Origin of the sequence: Shewanella sp. M16, assembly GCF_018224605.1 — a bacterium.
Lineage (GTDB): Bacteria > Pseudomonadota > Gammaproteobacteria > Enterobacterales > Shewanellaceae > Shewanella > Shewanella oncorhynchi.
On sequence record NZ_JAGTUL010000004.1, the window covers coordinates 20561 to 40903 of the forward strand.

The following is a 20343-nucleotide window of genomic DNA, read 5'->3' on the forward strand; positions in this document are numbered from 1 at the left end:
CAAGGAACAAGAACAATGAGCAATATTCCGACAGAACTGAAATACGCCTCTTCACACGAATGGATCCGCAAGGAAGAAGACGGTAGCTACACAGTAGGTATCACTGAGCACGCCCAAGAGCTGTTAGGTGACATGGTTTTCGTTGAACTCCCAGAAGTTGGCGACACTGTGACTGCGGGTGAAGACTGTGCTGTAGCTGAATCAGTAAAAGCGGCGTCTGACATTTATGCCCCCATTTCTGGCGAAGTGATTGCCGTGAACGAAGCGCTGGAAGATTCGCCAGAACTCGTTAACAGCAGTGCTTACGGCGAAGGCTGGTTCTTCCGCGTAATGCCTTCTGACGAATCAGAAGTCGACGCTCTGCTGGATGCTGAAGGCTACCAAGCTGTCATCGACGAAGAATAATCGTCGACGCTAACGAAGCCCTAAGGGGCTTCGTTTGTTTTAGCGCAAGATTGACATAACAACAGTCCGTTAATCAGTACCCTACAGTTCTGAATTTCGGCAAATCTGGAACAAGGTTTATCATGACCAAGCAAACCCTCACTCAGTTAGAACAGCACGATTTATTCCTACGTCGTCATATCGGCCCAGATAGCAGCCAACAGCAAGCCATGCTGAACTATGTTGGTGCTGAGTCTCTGGACGATCTGACCGCGCAAATTGTGCCTGAGTCGATCCGTTTAAGCCAAGATCTGAGCATTGGTGATTCCTGCGGCGAAGCCGAAGGCATTGCTTACATTCGTGGTTTAGCGAAACAAAACCAAGTATTTAAGAGCTATATCGGTATGGGTTACTACGGCACTCAAGTGCCAAACGTGATCCTGCGTAACGTATTTGAAAACCCAGGTTGGTACACGGCTTATACGCCATATCAGCCAGAAATCGCCCAAGGCCGTTTAGAAGCCATTCTAAACTTCCAACAAGTGTCGATGGACTTAACGGGTTTAGATTTGGCTTCTGCTTCTTTGTTAGATGAAGCAACTGCTGCTGCCGAAGCGATGGCGCTGGCAAAGCGGGTTTCTAAAGCGAAAAAAGCCAATATCTTCTTCGTTGCCGATGATGTGTTCCCGCAAACCTTAGACGTAGTGAAAACCCGCGCTGAGTGTTTTGGTTTTGAAGTGGTGGTTGGCCCAGCATCTGAGGCCGTTAACCATGAGCTGTTTGGTGCTTTGTTCCAATATACTAACCGTTTTGGTCAAATCACTGACTTCAGCGAATTATTCGCAACTCTGCGTGCGAAGAATGTGGTTGTGACTGTCGCCGCCGACATTATGTCCTTGGTATTACTGAAATCACCGGGCGCTATGGGCGCCGATGTGGTATTCGGTAGTGCGCAGCGTTTTGGCGTGCCAATGGGCTTTGGTGGCCCACACGCGGCCTTCTTCGTTGCCCGTGACGAGCACAAACGTTCTATGCCTGGCCGTATCATTGGTGTGTCAAAAGACGCCCGTGGTAACCGCGCACTGCGTATGGCAATGCAAACTCGTGAGCAACATATCCGCCGCGAAAAAGCCAACTCAAACATTTGTACTGCACAAATTCTGTTAGCGAATATGGCGTCTTTCTACGCCGTATTCCACGGCCCAGATGGCCTGAAAACTATCGCATCACGCATTCACCGTTTCGCCGATATTTTAGCGGCAGGCTTAAAAGCGAAGGGCGTGAACTTAGTCAACAGCACTTGGTTTGATACTGTTAGCATCAAAGGCTTAGATGTTGCTGCCGTCAATGCACGCGCACTGGCTGCTGAAATGAATCTACGTTTCGATGCCGATGGTATTGTGGGCGTGAGCTTAGACGAAACCACGTTGCGCACAGATATCGAAGCCTTGTTCGATGTGATCTTAGGTGCTGGCCATGGTTTAGATGTTGCCGCGTTAGACGCGCAAATAGTTAGCCAAGGTAGCCAATCGATTCCGGCGGCACTCGTGCGCCAAGATGCGATTTTAAGCCACCCAACCTTCAATCGCTACCAAAGCGAAACCGAGATGATGCGTTATATCAAACGTCTCGAAAGCAAAGACTTAGCTCTTAACTACTCAATGATTTCACTGGGCTCTTGCACCATGAAGTTAAACGCAGCGGTTGAAATGCTACCCGTAAGCTGGCCAGAATTTGCCAACATGCACCCATTCAGCCCACTGGATCAAGCTAAAGGCTTTACTCAGTTGATTGAAGAGTTGTCGACTTGGTTAGTGAACATCACAGGCTACGACGCTGTGTGCATCCAGCCAAACTCAGGCGCTCAAGGTGAATACGCTGGCTTGTTAGCCATCAAGAAATACCATGAGTCACGTGGCGATGCGCACAGAAACATCTGTTTGATCCCGCAATCTGCCCACGGTACTAACCCTGCATCGGCGCAATTAGCCGGTATGCAAGTGGTGGTGACGGCCTGTGACAAGCAAGGTAACGTCGATTTAGAAGATCTGAAGACGAAAGCCGCCGAAGTGGCTGAAAACCTATCTTGCATCATGATCACTTACCCATCGACCCACGGTGTGTATGAAGAATCTATCCGCGAAATCTGCAACATAGTGCATCAGCACGGCGGTCAAGTGTATTTAGATGGCGCCAACATGAACGCTCAGGTCGGCTTAACGTCTCCTGGCTTTATCGGTGCCGACGTATCACACCTAAACCTGCACAAAACTTTCGCGATTCCACACGGCGGTGGTGGTCCAGGTATGGGCCCAATCGGCGTGAAATCACACTTAGCCCCATTTGTTGCGGGTCACGTTGTGGTTAAACCGGGCCGCGTTAGCGACAACAACGGCGCCGTATCAGCCGCACCTTACGGTAGCGCGGGCATTCTGCCGATCAGCTGGATGTACATTAAGCTGCTTGGTTCAAAGGGCCTGAAAAAGTCGACCCAAACTGCGCTGTTAAACGCTAACTACGTGATGAAGAAGCTGTCTGAACACTACCCAGTATTGTTCCGTGGCCGTAACGATCGCGTCGCGCACGAATGCATTATCGACCTACGTCCACTGAAAGAAGCGTCAGGCGTGACTGAGATGGATATCGCTAAGCGTTTGAATGACTACGGTTTCCACGCACCAACCATGAGCTTCCCTGTTGCGGGAACTCTGATGATTGAGCCTACGGAATCTGAGTCTAAGGTGGAACTCGATCGTTTCATCGACGCTATGGTGTCAATCCGTGCCGAAATCGCCAAAGTGGAATCGGGCGAATGGCCAGCGGACAACAACCCGCTGCACAACGCACCGCACACTATGGCCGATATCATGGACCCAGAGTTTGATACGCGTCCATACAGCCGCGAAGTGGCCGTGTTCCCAAGTGCAGCAGTACGCACTAACAAGTTCTGGCCAACCGTGAATCGTATCGATGATGTTTACGGCGACCGTAACCTAATGTGTTCGTGTGCACCATTATCAGACTACGAATAATTAATAATGGCTACTTGGCCTAGATAATTCGGCGTCAGCCAACACTTTTCGCTACTCATTGACACCAGTCAACTCCGTGGCGAAAAGCATCGGCTTCCTTGCCTTATCGTCGGCAGTAACGCCATTATCATTCTTCGGCTTCAGCGAATTTGAAGCATAAAAAAGCGACCGAAAGGTCGCTTTTTTTGTTGCCTGCCGCAGGATTCTGCATGCTCTTGACGCTCTTGTATGAGCTACACCTGTGACTCGCCGTGCTTATGCTTAAATAAAATAGCCCCTGTAGGCTCTACTAAAACATCATATTTTAGAAGGTCACTGGTGCAACAATGCCTGTTCTGGTGTAACGGTTTAGTACAGAGTTATGCTTGTTCTGATATATCCCAAATACGAGACGCTGGCTGATAAAATAGAGGTGTTACAGGCTTGCCAATAAGCGATTAACAAGCTCGAAACCATACACCTCCATTGAGGTATAGTTATTATACTCAGAGACAGGGATTCGTTTAATTTCTTCCTCTCCCTTATATAGCCCTCCTGCGTAATTAAAGATCCTTAACTCGTCTTTATCTTCGGTCAGGTCTGCATGTCCAATTATCTCCCAAGAACCATTTTTTACATTTTGATTCCCAGTAAATATAACTTTCATCTCTTTCCCCATATCCATGATAGGAAGAGGGCGAAGTACGTCATCACTTTTAAAAACTTTATTATCCTGTAGAAATAGGACGCAGAAACCTATGACTTGCTTAAACTTCCCTTTTGGGGCAAAACAATTTGGCAGATGGCAAATTTACCCTCTGTAGGAATAATAAAAATATCACCTTCTTGATATCTCATTTTCACAATCTTTTACCTCTTAGAATAGAAAGAGCATGACTCAGTATCTTATCACCTCAATCACAACTTTCTATTTTAGTTAAATTGTGTCACGGATCTTAAATCGTTAACGAGTAAATCGTGCCACCCACTTTAAATCGTCACATCCTTTTTAAGTATTTATGTATTGAAAATATGTTTCCTTGCCCATTCATTTTTTATTAAAATTACTATAATTGTTAACGGAATAAAGACTGAAATAAATATTTCGACATCAAATATTTTCATGAATAAATGGCTTGTAGCTATCACTGCTAAGATTGCAGGTAACCAGCTTATAATTCTGAAAAACCATAATGTAATACTTAGCTTTTTTTGATTATTTTCTAAGTTACGTGATGCAGATGAAACTAATTTTTTTAAAAAATCAGGATAGTTACTGTTTGTTGAATCTTCCGGAGGGAACATAATATTTTTTGCATGTACAACACGTTCTAGTTGGTTTTGCTGATTGAATATAACTTGTGATGAGATTATAGAGGAAATTAATAACCCAAGGCTAATTAGCAAAACTTCAACAGTAGATGTAGTGTTTAACATGGGGATAATAGCAACCATTGAGATAGGGACTCCTAGAGCCTTTCCTCCTATTTCTCCCATTATTTTAGATAATTCATTAGCAATAGATAATTCTGCATCTGCAACTTCCTTTCTTACCTTATGAAATGCAAAGCCACTAATATAAGTATCAAAATTCCTCCTAAATAGTGTTAGAAAATCATTCCAACCATGAATTAAAAAATTGAATTCGCCACCAGAATAACTAGGCTTGCTTTTTAAATATTCAATCAAAGTTGCTCTAAAAACTGATTTTTCTCTACCAATATTAGGATTGTTTTTTTCTGAGTTTGATGAGGATAACGCTTCAAATATTGATACATCTATTGGTGTAGAAAGCAACATACTTTCAGAAATCGACGTTTCAATTACAAGGGGAGATCCGTTAGAGATATCACTTTCGTTTACAAATACATAATTTGGATTATCAGTGCCAACTTTATTGTCGTGATAGTGTGCTAAATCTGCTAAGCCCCTTATAAGTGTGCAGATTGAATTAATCTTATTTTTTAGTATTTTACCATTTCCGGTAGTCGAGTCTTCGCCTGTTGCCCAAAAATAAAAATCTTCAATACAACTTCCACTACTTAGAGACAGTCGTCGGTTTAATAGTGATTTTTGGTCTTTGAATATAAGTGAACTATCTGATTCTAGTATCTTTAATGATATTAATATTTTTGAATTACAAGGTGTCAATTCTTCCAGAGAGACGTCTTTCCCATTAATATATGTTTCATCAACTCTAGAGTGTTGTGAATTATTGCAATCTTTTAATAGTTTTATGTTTTCTTCGGTGCAATCAATCTCACCTTCAAGTGAACTATTTAGAAGTAGCTGATATGGTCCAATCTGATGATGGAGTAATTTGAAACTTTTTAAACTCACTTGCTTTGGCCTTCATCGGACTCTTTGAGTTCTGCTTCTACTAGCTCAATTAATTCAAATGGAATGTTTCTAAATAACAATGTTCTCTTAGCTTTATCGTACTGAACTGTAGCATTTTTCGTCGTGCCTAAAATTCCTTTATCTAGTAATATTTGATAATTAGCCCCTGTAAACTGTAGGTGAGTATGTTTCTTAAGGGTTGATTTATTAACGGGGAATTCCACAGGAACTTGATTTGTATCATTATTTAGAATTTCGAATAAATCATCAGAAAGTTTGTCAGCCTCTTGTTCATCATTGGCTGGGAAATACTTCCTTGCTATCTTATCAACTTCACTTAATGTTGCTGATTTACCTTTGTTTTCACATATAGTTAGATACCTAACTAGGTCATCTTTGTATTCTTTTTGGTGTAGTTTTAGTTCTGGTTTATCTTTAAAAAACTGATTAGAAATTATTACTAGGGTATTTGTTGCTTTTGCTGATGCTGTTCCTTTTGCGCAACCAAGTGCTGTAACAAAATAGCCTGCAGCAGAGTTTGTTGTACGTGGACTAACAAAGCTAAGATATGATAAATCTTGCCGCTCTTCATCAGTAGATTCTTTATACAGCTTGTATCGTGTCAAATTAATTCTGGCAGCTTGGTGTAGGCTATTTAAATCAATTTCTTCAAGGGCTGTAGGTACTAAATCATCTGATAGCGTTATGCCTGCTTTTTTCTTGAGCATTGCTGCTAAGAAGAAAGTTCCTTGTTCATTTTCATAATTTGCAAATAGCATATAGCCACCTGAGCTTGGCTTATTTATTCCACCATAGTGCTTTAGTCGAGACATTGCTTCCTTTGTTAGAGTCAGAAATGAATCATCTGTACTTGGTGAAATCGATTGAAATGTCTCAAAATGTGCTGGAAAATACTTAGATTCTTCAGATGCATTAAAAATACCATAATGTGCACTATTATTTTTCTTACCATACAGCCCTGCTACGCCAGCAACTAGTTTAAGTACTATTTCATTATCACTTGGTAGAAGGTTCTCTTTTATTATCGACTTTTGAATATCTTTGTGTTGTTTTTTTACTAGTTCATGTATAACAGCTTGATTTAACTTCATTATGGTTTCCTGTTTATAAAAATAGTGTGTTTGATAAAAATTTCAAACACACTATTTATTGACTTCATCCTTGGATAATAATAGTTATTTATGCTTTACCATTTTCGGGCGAATCTTGTTTTTACTGTAGTTGATATATAGGAATTTAAGCCACGGCCTTGTTGAGCAAGTTCTTTCATCCTTTCTACTACTTGAGCGCCTGGGTTTGCATAATCATACAAGTAGAACTGAAACCTTCCAGAAGCAAACTGTACTGTAATAGATTGCTCAGTTATTTGATAAGCGATAACATTTGAATCACCACCTAGATTTCTATAATTTATCATTTTAACTCCTTGTAATAAAATACCTTGTTGTATTTTTTGAAATGATAGGGATGATTAAATTTGCATATTTTCATCATTTCCCCGCTTCACTTTTACTTAAGCATCTTTGGGCAACTTGATAGACTATGGTGTCTACTTGTTGCTGGCTGAGTGCTTGGGTTTTGAGTGTTGGGATAGTGCCGACTAATTGTTTGTGGTTGAGGATCGGAAACGGTGGTTTCGATTGGCTTGTGACATACCAGCCGGGGAATACTAGGACTGGGGTTGATGATACTGGTGTCCCTGTAGCCTTGGTTAACCATTGGCTGACCCACTTGGCTTGGCGTTCTGCTTGTTCGATTGGCTTGGTTTCTGTCCACGAGGGGAAGTTTAATCGTCCGTCTTTGTAAAATACTTGATAGCCTTTTTTACCAGAGCTTGGGCCATTTCCATTGGTTTGAAGTAGGTCTTTGTTCCGTTTATGGCGGCCTTTGGTTTCAATGGCGAATACGCCATTTTTGCCTACGACAAGATGGTCGATGTTAAAGCCGTCGGCTTGGACATCGTGAAACACTTGATAACCCAAGGCTTGTAAGCCTATGAGTTCATTGGCTGTGGCGATTTCTGCTGTATGACCGAGGCGTAATTTGATGAGCTTGGAAAAGAGTTTCCAAGTTTTAATGCCGAAGTAAATTACTCCTATTAAACCTGTTAAGGCGAACAACCAAGGGAATTTTCCGGCTGTGATATGCGCTTGGATGCTGCTGGCAGCAAATGGAAGGCAAACAATCAATAGTCCCATCATCATGCAGCCGATTAAATCTAATTGCAGATCATGGATTTGCTGTTGTAATCCATAGGCGGGGATACGGGCCAGTTGCTCACGATCAACGGGCAGCTTGACGGTTGCATCGCGATGTTTGAGCAACACATACATCACACCCACTGTGACAAGTAGGGCAGATAGAAGTATCCCGTAGGATAAAAGAATGCTGCTGAAATCGGTCATTTACGTCCCTGAAGTAATGCGAGTCAATAGTTAACCCGATGACATAACCCGCTAATCAAATGTACTTATTATTTTGGAAAGTGGTGGCAGACTTGTCTGCTTAGAGTTTGGGCGCACATTGCTGATTTGCTTCTTCTTCCCTAAATGGCGTGCTCGATGATTGAGTTCGAGTTTGCCCTGCATTTTCCTGAGTGGTCACACTTTAACCCGCTCTATACGGTTTAATCAATGCGCTTTATCACAAAAACGTATTTTAAATAACAACTTGTATACAAGTTACTCTGGGGAAAAGATCTGATAGGTATCATTTGTCGCGTCGCGTTTTTAGATTCTGATATTTTTCCTTACTAAACTTGCCGATCTACACAAGTGTTAAACAAGATTAAGCACTTCATGTAAATAACTGCCCGTAGTAAGGATATTTTATATTGCCTCATCGGACCAGTTTTAAGTGTCAACATACTAATTATAATATTTTTTTGAGTTTTTTATCATTATTCTCCCATACTTAATATTTATCTGATATTGGCTGTGAAAAAACTTATTAGTCTATTGAATTACTAGGTTTCTCAATTTTAATTTTATGGCCAATTTATATGTGTTGATTTTATTTTTGTTAAGGAAATGTATGAATAAGGCTTTATTATTTGTTTCATTAACCCTACCTTTTTCAGCTGCTTGGGCTGCTAATGAAACGTTTAGGGATGATATGGAGAGCCAAACTAGCATATTGGAAACGCTTAGATCTGCGGATATCGATGAGATAGATGATATAGATGAGACTGATGGTCCAGATAATCATTTAGAAGCTGGTCACAGTCATACTTATATTCGTTGTTGGTATAGATTAGATCAAACGCATAATAATCCTGCAACTGAACATAGATGGGCAAAGCAAAAGGACAGTGATGAATATTATTCTATTCAAGGCGCTTGGAGACATAAGCTTTCGGGTAAAAATATGTTTTATACAGAGACGTCACAAGATGAAATCATGCAACGGTGTGTCGATACATTAGGCGTTTCAAGCAACGAAGTCGCAGACATTACCTTCTTTGCTGCTAATGAAAAATTGTCATTTAATCAGACTATCTGGACGCAAGATAAGGCTGAACAAGGGAATAAAATTAACAAAATTATCGCATTTGGTGATAGTTTGTCTGATACGGGAAATCTATTTAATGGTTCTGAGTGGCGATTTCCAAATCCTAACTCTTGGTTTTTAGGTCATTTTTCTAATGGATTTGTATGGCCGGAATATTTAGCTAAATCGCAGAATATTCCTCTGTATAATTGGTCTGTTGGCGGGGCCGCAGGTATTGATGAATATAAAATTATTCCCGGTTTAGGTCATCAAATACAATCCTATTTTCATTATTTAAAAAAGGCTGAAAATTACCAGCCTGCAAATACGTTATTTACACTTGAAATTGGCCTTAATGATTTTATGAATTATGATCGTGAGGTTAAAGATGTGAGTCAGAATTTAAGTGATGGGTTAAAACGTTTAGTTGATGAAGGCGGGGCTCAGCATATTATTTTATTCACGTTGCCTGATGCTACGCGTGCACCACAGTTCAAGTATTCTACTCAAGAGAATATTGTGAAAATAAAATCAAAAATTGAAGAGTTCAATGGCTTTATTAAACAGCAGGCTCTGTTGTATCAAGCAAAAGGTATAGATCTTGTGTTGTTTGATGCTCATTCTATCTTTGATGAAATTATTCAAAATCCTAAAGAGTATGGTTTTGTTAATGTCACAGATGCTTGCTTAGATATCAATAGAGATAGTAGTAAGGATTATTTGTTGTCACACAGCTTAACAAAAGATTGCGCCTACTATGGCTCTGATAAGTATCTGTTTTGGGGGATCACTCATCCAACGACTGCCGTGCATAAAGTTTTTGCGGATAAGATTATTGAAACAGGTTTTTTTAATCGTCATTAACAGAAGAATAGTCGGCGAGTAAGATATTTTGGTTAAATATATCTCTAAATAATCAATAATATGGAGGTAAGCCAGTCAAAGCTGCTTTACCTCCATGAGTCAATTGAGTCAGTTATAATTTAAGCCAGTAAAGCCACATCTTTTGCATTTTTTAGCACCGCTGTTAAATTGCCCGAATAATGTTGATACTTTGAACAGTGGTGAAATCATGTTACTTGACGTGTTGCTCGCCGAGTAGAATGAGCTGCTAAGTAGTATTAGCTAGCTTATGCTTTGTTTTATTGAAGAAATTGCTCGCAAGGCCAATCGTGAAGACAAGTATTAAAGGTGCGTTTGGGGAAGGCCGCTTTAAATCTCAAGCGCTGTTAGACGAGTAAGCGCTGCCCGCTTACATGATGTACATGAATTCAAAAAGCAGCATAAGGGTAAAAAATCGAGTCAAGCTTAACATCCTTAAACTCAGGATGTGTAGTGTTCATGGATTTAGTTTATGTTTAGTCCGCGGTCAGTATGAGTGGCGACTCTTCAGCTGCGTGAGTTTTTGCTGGTAAGGCTGCATGTATAGTGCTGCGAATAAGCTCTAGCTGATAGCTGCGTTTGGCATCGAAGCGGATTAATGGCAGTTTGGCGCTTTCGCAGGCTTGCTCGATGAGGAGGTCGCGTTGCTGAGTACGTGTTTGCTTATGGCTTTTATCGTCGAGTTCGATGGCGGCGATAACTTCAAGTGTATTTTTGTCGCAGAGTAAGTAATCGAAGTGCTTGGCTGAAATTCTATTAAAGGCAATTTGCCAGTGTTTGCGGTTCATGCCTTTTTCTGGGGTGATAACGTCGGCGATACGCACTTTGCCCAGAACTCGGAATTGTTCGCCTACAGCTTGATCTAATATCCCGAGAAAGGATCGTTCAGCACTGGAAAATAGGGCGTCTTGTTTACGGTAGCGATAGTTATTATCTGATGATGGGATAAGCAGATTAGTGAAAATGCGTAAGAGTAGCGGCACGAAAATGATAATCGCCAAACCCAGCCCGATAAGTATTAATTGATTCGAATTCATCATTACATCCTTGTTTAGTATTGTCATTGTAACTTGCTAAGTACATATCTGTTAGCTGCTAGTACTTTTATGCCAAAAATAATGAGTCTTTGAGTGTAGTGGTCACATCTTGTTAGCCACTACATCAACAGTCGTACCGATATTATCAGTACGCATACATCTTAACGATAAAACGCTTCAACTGTGCCTTTACTGTGAGTAAAAGAGGTTGGCCGCGACGGTATAAGATTCATTATTGATGGCCATTTATTTTAATGTTTTATGCACTTTAGTTTTCGATTTTTTGAGTTATGCTAAATGCAACATATAAATTTGCGGGTATCTCTATGTATTTTAAAAGTATCCTTGTTTCATTGCCTTCTGTTTACGCAATTTTGTGTGTGCTTGGTTGTGGTTTTTTCGCGGGCATCATTGTCGCCGCTGAGGTGCAATCGGCTACTTTTTCTAACGTGTTGCGTGCCGATTTTCGGCATCGTCCTCCTGAGATGGTGCTTGATGAGCGAACTAATACTATGACGAGTCCGTTAAAGGATATTCTTGAGGAAGCGGCGGCTAAGGTCGGTTATCGCGTCGAATGGAGCGCGCGTCCTTTTGCTCGCAGCATTCATGAGTTGCGGGTAGGCACGGTCGATATTGTGCCGCGCACGATACGATACGAGACGAAGAGCGAGAGGCATTTGTACGGTTTCTTGGTCCTATCGGCACTCAGACTCGCGATATTTTGTTTCTCGTAAAAGCCGGCGAGGAAGGACGGATTAAGTCCTATGAGGATTTGTATCAGCTTACTGTAGGGGTTAAACGGGGCACAGTTTATTTTGAGCGTTTTAATACGGATCCCGCGCTACGTAAAATTGAGTCTACCGATGATGAAAACATGGCTCGCATGTTTATCATGGGGCGTTTCGACACTATGGTGGTGCTCGATCGTGCCGCCATTGAGAATGCCTTCAAGCATCTCGGTTACGATCGTTTTAGCTATGCCGATTACCGTCAGTCGAATCGGATCGAACATTATTTTGGTATGTCCCGTAACTCTACCCATGCTGCTATTTTCGATGAACTTAATCGGGCGCTGCTTGATATGGCTGCATCGGGCCGTGTAAAACAGATTTACCAGGCCTATGGTTTAGCCGCAGAAGTAGAATAGGCAAACAAAAACGGCCAATATTAATTGGCCGTTGTTATGATCCTGCTCTTTGCGCTAAAGCTTAACGATAAAAGGCTTCAACTGTGCCTTTTACTGTGAGCAAAAGAGGTTGGCCGCGACGGTCCAATAATTCATTATGGATGGCCATTTATTTTGTCTTTATTTTGTCTGCCATTTATTTTTTTTATAAACAAAATGCTTGCCGCAATATGGATGATTTGTTATTACTGACGCATGAACAAAATATACGTAAGCGCAATTAACACCACCACTACCACCACGAGAATTCTCGGGGGGTAGTTTTTTGCGTCTTTAAAAAAACCCTCTGAGCGAAATCGCCAGAGGGTTTTTTTATACCTTGGTTTTGTATTTCGCTCAGATTTCACTCAGGAGAGAATGATGAAAACACATCGCGAAATTGCAGAACAACTTGACCTATTTCACTCTGAACCACAGGCGCCGGGTATGATTTTTTGGCACCCGAATGGCTGGGCGTTATTCCGAGATATTCAAGAGCACATGAGGCGCGTGTATCGCCGAAATGGTTTTGAGGAAGTGAACACGCCTGTTTTTATGAAGAAGGATTTATGGCAAACGTCTGGGCATATGGACATGTTTGCAGAGAACATGTTTTTCGGTGGCGGAAAGGAAAACATGGATGAATATGTTTTAAAACCTATGTCTTGTCCTGCCCATATTTTGCTGTTTAAGCGCGGGGTACATAGCCATAGAGATTTGCCACTGCGACTATTTGAGTTTGGCTTGGTGCACCGTAATGAATCCTCAGGCTCGTTAAATGGTTGCCTGCGCGCACGCCAGTTCACTCAGGATGATGCCCATGTTTTTTGCTGTTGGTCTCAGGCAGAGGAGGAGATACGTGGTTTTCTTCAACGGGCAAAGCAGGTTTATGGTGATTACGGCTACCATAATTTAGACGTAAAAATATCGACTAAACCTGAGAAGGCATTAGGCTGCGATGAGCAATGGTGCCGAGCACAAAAGCTATTGGATTCAGCCTGCCAGATTGAGGGCTTTGATGCCGAGTATCAAGCTGGCGAAGGGGCTTTTTATGGTCCCAAAATTGAATTGTCACTGACAGATTCTATGGGAAGACGCTGGCAGTGTGGCACTATCCAGTTTGATTTCAATTTGCCTGAAAGATTCGATGTTCACTACACCAATGAGCAAGGTGAATTCGAACGGCCAGTGATTATGCACCAAGCTATGTATGGCTCTATCGAGCGTTGGTTGGGAATTCTCTTGGAAGTCTCACAGGGTAACCTGCCGGATTGGTTGCATCCCGTGCCTGTTGCTATCGCTTCAGTGAATGAGTCAAACAGCCAATTTGTCCGTCAGTTAGCTGCACTATGTTTAGCACGAGACATGCGAGTGTTGGTTGATATCAGTCAACACTCAGTTGCCCGCAAAATGAAACGCTTTCACAAGCAAAAAGTGCCTTATATCTTAACGGTTGGGGATAAAGAAGAGGCCGAGAAGTGTGTGTCAGTTAAGTGCCGCAAAGACGGTGTGATGACTCATATCCCTCTTGCTGAATTAGCTGACTATCTTGCGGATAAACTAGTGCGCAAACAATAACGTAAGGAAGACTGTGTTTGTTATCTAAGGCTAGCTAGGGTTCCCACGGCTAGCCTTTACTCATTTTATGATCCGGCTCTTTGCGCTAAAGCTTAACGATAAAAGGCTTCAACTGTGCCTTTTACTGTGAGTAAAAGAGGTTGGCCGCGGTGGTCCAATGATTTATTGCGGATGACCATTTATTTTTTGTTTAAATTTTTTCAAAGGTAACATTTTTAGGAGGGAAACTATTAGGTAATGATCCTGATCTTATTTTTCTTAACAATAAACCAGTCAATAGAGAGGTTATATTTTCATCAAAATATTCTACATCTGGCGATCTAGATGCGATTATTGCAGTGCCCCATGTCTCACTGTCTTTTAGATCGGAAACAACCCAAAATATGCAATCACCATTATCCGTTACGCCTATTGGTAAAAGGCCATTAATTTCTGGATAGAGGTTATATTTAAAATACTCTGGGTCTTCATTATTAAGGTAATTGAAATCCTCAATGATTGATTTCTTCTGCTCAAAAAAATCAAGGTCATAATTTGTAGTAAATGGATTGAATATCGCAATAAAATCGGCAATTCTTCCTGTGCCATAACGATTAATAAACGCAATGTAATCACTGGGAAAACTAAGACCTTCATCTATAGAAGGCCAAACGTTACCAATCCCAGATTCATTAGGGAAGTTAGGGGGAACTAAAATGCTATTTAATACAGATAGGGTCATGATCTACATTCCCGAGGATTAAGAAGAGTAATGTTTTCAAAGAAACCACCACTACCTTGAGCAGTAACTGTTATACCTGCCGGTATTCTGGAAGGACCTTTATATATTGGAGTTACCGAGACATCAACTATTTCTCCTCTCTCTAACGCTTTCTCTAGCGAATCCCCAAATAAACTTAATGATATTCAAATAAGTAGGCATGCATAATGCTATTTGATTTAATCCATTTCGCCAAAAACCGACTAGATAGCTGTTCCGAATAGTCGTTCACTGCACTGGTGCAGTTTCAGCAACTAGTATTGAATTAGTATCATTTGCTGGGCAAACAAAAACGGCCAATTAGATTGGCCGTTTTTATGATCCAGCTCTTTGCACTAAAGCTTAACGATAAAATGCTTCAACTGTGCCTTTTACTGTGAGCAAAAGAGGTTGGCCGCGACGGTCTAAGGATTTGCTTGGCACTTTTACCCAACCTTCACTGATGCAATATTCTTCGACATCAAAACGCTCTTTGCCGTTGAGCTTAATACCGATATCGTGCTCGAAAATTTCTGCCACATGGTGTGGGCTGCGTGGGTTAACGGAAAGGCGATCCGGTAAAGCAGGTAATGATGTTGTGTCGGTCATGGTCGTGATCTGTCGTTGTCTATAGTGAAAAAGCGTGCGCTATTGTAGGCAATCCCAGCGCAACGCTCAAGACTTTAACTGTGACTGATTACGCGCCTTGCGTTACAAGGTTAGGTTGTCCTGTTAGGACACCGCTGTTAGGACACTGCTGTTAAGACACTGCTGTTAGGGCACTGCTGTTAGGGCACAGCTGTTAGGACACTGTGCCGCAGCTGGAAAAGGCTTTCAGCACTCGGCCGTTTTCTCTGCCCATGACTGAGCGCAAATAAACCTTGGCTAATATGTCGGCATTGATTGCACTAAAACCGGGAAAATAGTCCTGATAGCTCGCTAATGACTCGCTTAATACCGTTGGGCTGACAATGTTTATCCGCTGCTGCGCAGGTAATTCACCCGCGACGGCGGTAACAAAATGCTCAAGTGCGCCATTGATTGTGGCGGCACTGATGCCATCTTTTACTGGGACATCGGCAATAATGCCACTGGTCAGTGTAAAACTGCCCCCAGCGTTGAGGTATTGGCTACCTATTTGCACTAACTGTATTTGCCCCAATAACTTACTTTGGAGCCCTGTATACCAGTCTGCTTGAGTCATAGCGTTAAAGGGTTTAAACACGACATCACCCATGGCCGAAATCATTGCATCGACTTTACCGATTTTTTCTAGCCCTTGATGAAGTGAATGTTCATCCCGAATGTCTATCAGGACATCCCCCGTTGTTCGCCCTACCTGAATAACTTCATGCTGAGTTGAATGAAATAAGCGGACTATGGCTTGTCCGATTGTGCCTGATGCACCCACTACGACTATTTTCATGACATGCTCCTAAATTGAATACGAATTGAGGATAATCTGGTTAATTAAATAGAAAAAGCGCATATAATCACCACATTGTTTCGTTAATAGGCTTAATTGATGAATCTCACTCATCTGCAGTCATTTATGCTGGTTGCCAAAATGCACAGTTTTAGCGCTGCGTCTGAACAACTCGGCGCATCTAAAGGCTTAGTGTCGCGCCATGTTAAATCCCTTGAAGATGAAATGGGTTGTCAATTACTCCACCGAACCACGCGGCGAGTATCAATGACCGAAGCAGGGCAAGCATTATATGGTAAAGCCTGCGAAATCGAGAGGCTGGCCAATGAAGCTGGACGTTTAGTGCAGGATTTAACGCAGGACTCCTGTGGGACTTTAAAATTCACCGCTCCAACGGAACTGGGCAAAAAATTGCTGAGTCCTATGCTGCTTCAGTTTATTGCTTCGTATCCTCAAGTGAAACTCGAACTGTGTTTTGAGCAGAGTATTCAAGATGTTGAGTTCGGTAATTTTGATCTCGCCTTAAGAACAAGCATTGCGCACAGCGATAATCTGATCGCCAGATATCTTGGCAGAATTCGCCATGTCTTAGTGGTTTCGCCCGCGCATCCCGCAGCCGCAGAAGTTCGTCACCCTGATGATTTACGCCATTATCGTCTATTGTCTTCGGGCGAAACTCAGTGGGTGTTTGAACCGCTCACAGGGGACAGTCTCACGCTCACTTTTGAGCCTGCACTGTGCAGTTCAAACTATGCCACTACACATCTTCTTACTTTGAGTGGTACAGGTATCGCTAGCCTGCCTTATTATTTGGTAGAGGAGGATATCGTTCAGCACAAACTCACTTTGCTCGTTCCCCAATGGCAATGCTATCCACATGAGTTGTATATGGTTTATGCCAAGCAGAGCCATTACCCAAAGAAGCTGCGCGATTTACAACATAAGCTACAAACTTGGTGCGAAACTCACTCAAAATATGTGGGTTAATGAGTAAAAGCATAATCGCATCAAATCTTATCCGGCAGAGGGTGGAGCTTTTAGAATAAAGTGAGGCAGAGTACACTGCCGCGCATTGAATTTTTGTATTTGAATGTAAAGTCGAGCAGGCTTTTACCCATGCAGGCATAAAAAGAGCGGCGATTAACCAAGCGTTATGAACGACGACATTAGTATCTCGCTGCCCTCGCTGATTCATCGAATTGGACGGGAGGCGGTTAAACAAGCTCAAGTGATTGCAACCCAATATGATTGCGAGCTTAAGCGTGTGCGGCGTTCAAGGAATTGGTGCATTGTTGGCGCGGCGATTAAGATCCAATCCTGCTGTGCGCATTTACAAAGTGAGCCATTGCTGGCGCAGCAGTTAACAGCTAAAGATGGCCAGTTTGGTTATCTTATCAAAAAGTTGGAGTCAGCCTTGCTGCAACATGCGGACAAACTTGAACCATTAGACGCTAAGCTGATTCGGCTTATCACAGATAACCCTGCGATTACCTTAGGTGAGTTGATGCAATTGACCCAATGCACAGTCACAGAGGCCAGATTGGCACGTTTTCAAGCCGACTCTTGGTAGTTTGTCTGCTGAGTGTTTTTGCTTTGAAGGTTTATTTATGGCTTGTTGTTTCTAACACTTTTATTTGATTTTCGATTTGCTCGGCTTCAGCGGTCAGCATTGAGTAGGATCTAATATCGCCTTTTCTCTGGGCATGCATAGCTTGTTCAAGCTTGGCGTTATATTGCTGAGTTAATTTTTTTAAGGGATTTTTCTTAAATATTGAGAACATGGCCATTTCTATTGGATTGGGTATTTGGGCTTATATACGTAGGCAATGGGATTTAGGTTTTACTTTTTGAAATTAAAAGCTGTGCCTTCAACTTCCAATCCACAATCCTTCAATTCCACTGCCATCCGGCCTCAGCAAGGCTGAGACCTTATCTTACATTTTCAGCAAACCAATGGGTTGCGATGTCTTATTTAGCTTGCAACCCATTGAAAATATTTTTAAATCTTAAACTGACCGACGAGCTTACCTAAGTTAATTCCTTCCTGCGACACGGTCTGGCTGACTCTGGCAGCATCTTCGCTGGAATGGAGTAACTCATTCACAATCTCTTGGATGGCGAACACATTACGGTTGATTTCTTCGGTTACAGAGCTTTGTTCCGTGGCAGCAGTCGCAATTTGGGTGCTCATGTCGTTAATTGCCGTGACCGCCGATGTCACTGAGCCTAGGCTTTCAGAAATTGCACGGGAAGAGTCTACCGAGCGTACGCAGCTTTGCTGACTTTCTTCCATCGTTTTCACCGCTAGCGCCACAAGCTTGTGCAGTTCAGTTAGCATCTCGTTGATTTCTAAAGTGCTTGATTGCGTTCGGCTCGCTAAGTTACGCACTTCATCGGCCACCACGGCAAAGCCTCGGCCCTGTTCTCCGGCGCGGGCAGCTTCGATGGCGGCATTTAATGCCAATAGGTTAGTTTGCTCAGCAATACCGCCAATCACTGACAGCACGTTGTTGATTTTTTTAGACTGTTCGCTCAAGGATTGAATACTGCCCGCCGCATTGTTGATTTGCGCCATGAGTGCCGAAATTTCTTCTAAAGAAGCATCGACGCAGCGCTGAGCATTGGCTACATCGCCAGTGGCAGCGTGAGTCGCTTCAGCCACTTGCGTGGTATTTTGCGCTACTTCGCTGGCGGTGGCTGACATTTCAGTAATAGCGGTAACCACTTGATCAGTTTCATTGTTATGGCTGATGAGTTGGCTCGACATGACTTTGGTTTGATCGTGAATCGCGTTGGCGGCGGTTTTAACTTTAGCCGTCGCGTTTGCCACATCGCCTATGATGGTTTGGAGTTTATCGACAAACAGGTTAAAGGATTGACCTAATTGTGCAATTTCATCTTCACCTTTCACAATAAGACGTTTGGTTAAATCGCCTTCGCCTTTAGCGATATCGTTTAAGTTATTCGCCATATTTTTAATGGGCGCGACCATACGTTGGGCAGTGATCAGAATAACAGCGACAGTAATCGCGGCGAGTAACAGCGCAATTAACAGAATGGCATAGGATTTTTCGATCATCTGCTCAGTGACCGTCGCACGATAATCCTCAACGACAGTGTCGATATCATCGATATAGACTCCCGTGCCTAGCATCCAGTCAGTGCCAGGGATCATCATGGAGTAACCGATTTTTTCAATTTGCTCATTGGTATTGGGTTTTTGAAAGTAGAACGAGAAGTTACCGTCCCCTTTTTTAGCGGCATCGAGTAAACCGACAATGATTTTAGTGCCGCGGGGATCTGTCATATCAATTTTATTTTGCCCTTCGAGGTTGGGCATGACGGCATGGAACAGGTTTTTACCTTGGGAGTCGTAAATAAAGAAGTAACCAGAACTGCCAAAACGGATATCACGTAGCGCTTGGTTTACATTGCCATTTTCTTTTAAAGACAACTGATACTGCACTATTCCTGCGGCAATTTCGGTGGCTTCTTTTATTTGTGTTTTACGTTCACCGATGAGCTTAGTTCTAAAGGTCGTCACTTCATCTGCAAGGGCGTCTTTTTCGACATAGTAAGAAACTGTCATGAGTACGAACAAAGTAAAAATTAAAGGGAATAACGACAACAGCAGTAATTTATTACGTAGGCTGAAATTAGACATGCTTGACGACTCCATGATGAACATCTCTTTTATTGCAGGGCAGTATAGCTAATTTCCCGCATTCTTAAGTGTTTAAGTTAACAAAAATGTAATGGAAATCGATAAAATGCGCGCTGTTGATTTATTCCAAAATTGTTAACTATGCTGTGAATCTAGGCCTTTCTTTTGATCTTTATCAACACTATATGGGCCCAATGAGTTCACTATATTAGCTAAAATTGATGCAAAATTAGCTAGAGCTGGTGCAGCCTGGTGTAGATAGTGGCGAACAGTAAGGGCAGGGTTGTGACGAATGAAAAGTTGATCCTAACGCTGAAAATCTGCATTACTGTAGGCATTTGTCTTATTGCGTTGGGCATCTACTTACATAACTTTAATGAAACTGTTGAGGCGATGGGCGTGCAAGGGATTATTATCAGCGCTATGTGTGTCGCCTTTGGCATGGCCTTGTCATTACCGACTAAGATGTATTTAACCTTTCTGTTGGTTAAGCGAGAAACTGAAAAACATCCATAATGTGTTTTTGCACAGAGTGTTACTCTGCGACTCATTGGTTTCCTCGCCTTCTTGAGACTCAATCTAAGTACTCGCTTAACCCTGCTATTCA

At 42.3% G+C, this 20343-nt stretch carries 20 protein-coding genes and 2 pseudogenes; 9 read left to right on the top strand and 13 right to left on the bottom strand.

Annotation, left to right across the window (positions count from 1 at the left end; genetic code table 11):
• The first annotated feature begins 15 nt into the window (after positions 1–15).
• On the top strand, positions 16–405 hold the full coding sequence (gene gcvH, locus KFE26_RS03665; protein WP_011845766.1) for a glycine cleavage system protein GcvH: 390 nt from the start codon (positions 16–18) through the stop codon (positions 403–405).
• Between the two features lie 122 nt (positions 406–527).
• Positions 528–3416 (top strand): aminomethyl-transferring glycine dehydrogenase, encoded by a 2889-nt coding sequence (gene gcvP, locus KFE26_RS03670; RefSeq protein WP_212599689.1) that lies wholly within the window; start codon positions 528–530, stop codon positions 3414–3416.
• Between the two features lie 415 nt (positions 3417–3831).
• Here gcvP and KFE26_RS23950 read toward each other — a convergent pair whose 3' ends face one another.
• The 5 genes from KFE26_RS23950 to KFE26_RS03695 form a co-directional block, all read right to left on the bottom strand.
• Complete coding sequence (locus tag KFE26_RS23950) at positions 3832–4062, bottom strand: Imm26 family immunity protein (protein WP_249195579.1); 231 nt, start codon at positions 4060–4062, stop codon at positions 3832–3834.
• Positions 4063–4412: 350 nt separating this feature from the next.
• On the bottom strand, positions 4413–5735 hold the full coding sequence (locus KFE26_RS03680; protein WP_212599690.1) for a hypothetical protein: 1323 nt from the start codon (positions 5733–5735) through the stop codon (positions 4413–4415).
• Positions 5732–6847 carry a nucleoid-associated protein gene (locus KFE26_RS03685; protein ID WP_212599691.1) on the bottom strand — a complete coding sequence of 372 codons (1116 nt, stop codon included), beginning with the start codon at positions 6845–6847 and terminating at the stop codon, positions 5732–5734. Before KFE26_RS03685 ends, KFE26_RS03680 begins: the two co-directional genes overlap by 4 nt.
• 95 nt (positions 6848–6942) lie before the next feature.
• Entirely contained in the window at positions 6943–7173 is a 231-nt protein-coding gene (locus KFE26_RS03690) for a hypothetical protein (RefSeq protein ID WP_212599692.1), read from the bottom strand.
• 73 nt (positions 7174–7246) lie between these two features.
• Complete coding sequence (locus KFE26_RS03695; RefSeq protein WP_212599693.1) at positions 7247–8161, bottom strand: nuclease-related domain-containing protein; 915 nt, start codon at positions 8159–8161, stop codon at positions 7247–7249.
• Positions 8162–8789: 628 nt separating this feature from the next.
• On the opposite strand from KFE26_RS03695, the gene KFE26_RS03700 reads away from it, so the two are divergent.
• Positions 8790–10109, top strand: a complete 1320-nt coding sequence (locus tag KFE26_RS03700; protein WP_212599694.1) for an SGNH/GDSL hydrolase family protein — start codon at positions 8790–8792, stop codon at positions 10107–10109.
• A 494-nt stretch (positions 10110–10603) separates the two neighbouring features.
• Here KFE26_RS03700 and KFE26_RS03705 read toward each other — a convergent pair whose 3' ends face one another.
• Positions 10604–11164, bottom strand: a complete 561-nt coding sequence (locus KFE26_RS03705; protein WP_212599695.1) for a DUF2726 domain-containing protein — start codon at positions 11162–11164, stop codon at positions 10604–10606.
• Positions 11165–11490: 326 nt separating this feature from the next.
• Between KFE26_RS03705 and KFE26_RS23955 the strand changes: the two genes are divergently transcribed.
• Together KFE26_RS23955 and KFE26_RS23960 are read left to right on the top strand one after the other, a co-directional pair.
• Complete coding sequence (locus KFE26_RS23955; protein WP_249195580.1) at positions 11491–11898, top strand: hypothetical protein; 408 nt, start codon at positions 11491–11493, stop codon at positions 11896–11898.
• Positions 11886–12311, top strand: coding sequence for a substrate-binding periplasmic protein (locus tag KFE26_RS23960; RefSeq protein WP_409437974.1), 426 nt, complete (start codon positions 11886–11888; stop codon positions 12309–12311). The genes KFE26_RS23955 and KFE26_RS23960 overlap by 13 nt, the downstream gene beginning before the upstream one ends.
• A 61-nt stretch (positions 12312–12372) precedes the next feature.
• Here KFE26_RS23960 and KFE26_RS03715 read toward each other — a convergent pair.
• Positions 12373–12441, bottom strand: a pseudogene (locus KFE26_RS03715) (DUF3297 domain-containing protein); the annotation flags it as partial.
• A 266-nt stretch (positions 12442–12707) separates the two neighbouring features.
• Here KFE26_RS03715 and thrS point away from each other — a divergent pair.
• Positions 12708–13907 carry a threonine--tRNA ligase gene (gene thrS / locus KFE26_RS03720; RefSeq protein ID WP_283090345.1) on the top strand — a complete coding sequence of 400 codons (1200 nt, stop codon included), beginning with the start codon at positions 12708–12710 and terminating at the stop codon, positions 13905–13907.
• Positions 13908–13999: 92 nt separating this feature from the next.
• Here thrS and KFE26_RS03725 read toward each other — a convergent pair.
• From KFE26_RS03725 to KFE26_RS03740, 4 genes and pseudogenes are all read right to left on the bottom strand, one after another.
• Positions 14000–14080 (bottom strand): annotated as a pseudogene (locus KFE26_RS03725) (DUF3297 domain-containing protein); the annotation flags it as partial.
• Positions 14081–14097: 17 nt separating this feature from the next.
• Complete coding sequence (locus tag KFE26_RS03730) at positions 14098–14628, bottom strand: SMI1/KNR4 family protein (RefSeq protein ID WP_212599697.1); 531 nt, start codon at positions 14626–14628, stop codon at positions 14098–14100.
• A gap of 381 nt (positions 14629–15009) precedes the next feature.
• Positions 15010–15255 (bottom strand): DUF3297 family protein, encoded by a 246-nt coding sequence (locus KFE26_RS03735; protein ID WP_006080205.1) that lies wholly within the window; start codon positions 15253–15255, stop codon positions 15010–15012.
• A 193-nt stretch (positions 15256–15448) separates the two neighbouring features.
• The gene (locus KFE26_RS03740) at positions 15449–16072 is read right to left on the bottom strand and encodes a short chain dehydrogenase (protein WP_212599698.1); all 624 of its coding nucleotides are present in this window, start codon (positions 16070–16072) and stop codon (positions 15449–15451) included.
• Positions 16073–16171: 99 nt separating this feature from the next.
• Between KFE26_RS03740 and KFE26_RS03745 the strand changes: the two genes are divergently transcribed.
• Positions 16172–17059 carry a LysR family transcriptional regulator gene (locus KFE26_RS03745; RefSeq protein WP_212599699.1) on the top strand — a complete coding sequence of 296 codons (888 nt, stop codon included), beginning with the start codon at positions 16172–16174 and terminating at the stop codon, positions 17057–17059.
• 166 nt (positions 17060–17225) lie between these two features.
• Positions 17226–17642 carry a ribosome recycling factor family protein gene (locus KFE26_RS03750; protein WP_212599700.1) on the top strand — a complete coding sequence of 139 codons (417 nt, stop codon included), beginning with the start codon at positions 17226–17228 and terminating at the stop codon, positions 17640–17642.
• 31 nt (positions 17643–17673) lie between these two features.
• Here KFE26_RS03750 and KFE26_RS03755 read toward each other — a convergent pair whose 3' ends face one another.
• Positions 17674–17853, bottom strand: coding sequence for a DUF6435 family protein (locus KFE26_RS03755; RefSeq protein WP_028759324.1), 180 nt, complete (start codon positions 17851–17853; stop codon positions 17674–17676).
• A 218-nt stretch (positions 17854–18071) separates the two neighbouring features.
• Complete coding sequence (locus KFE26_RS03760; protein WP_212599701.1) at positions 18072–19736, bottom strand: methyl-accepting chemotaxis protein; 1665 nt, start codon at positions 19734–19736, stop codon at positions 18072–18074.
• Positions 19737–20021: 285 nt separating this feature from the next.
• On the opposite strand from KFE26_RS03760, the gene KFE26_RS03765 reads away from it, so the two are divergent.
• Positions 20022–20252: a hypothetical protein gene (locus tag KFE26_RS03765; RefSeq protein ID WP_113939077.1), complete on the top strand. Its 231-nt coding sequence runs from the start codon at positions 20022–20024 to the stop codon at positions 20250–20252.
• Positions 20253–20343 lie beyond the last annotated feature (91 nt).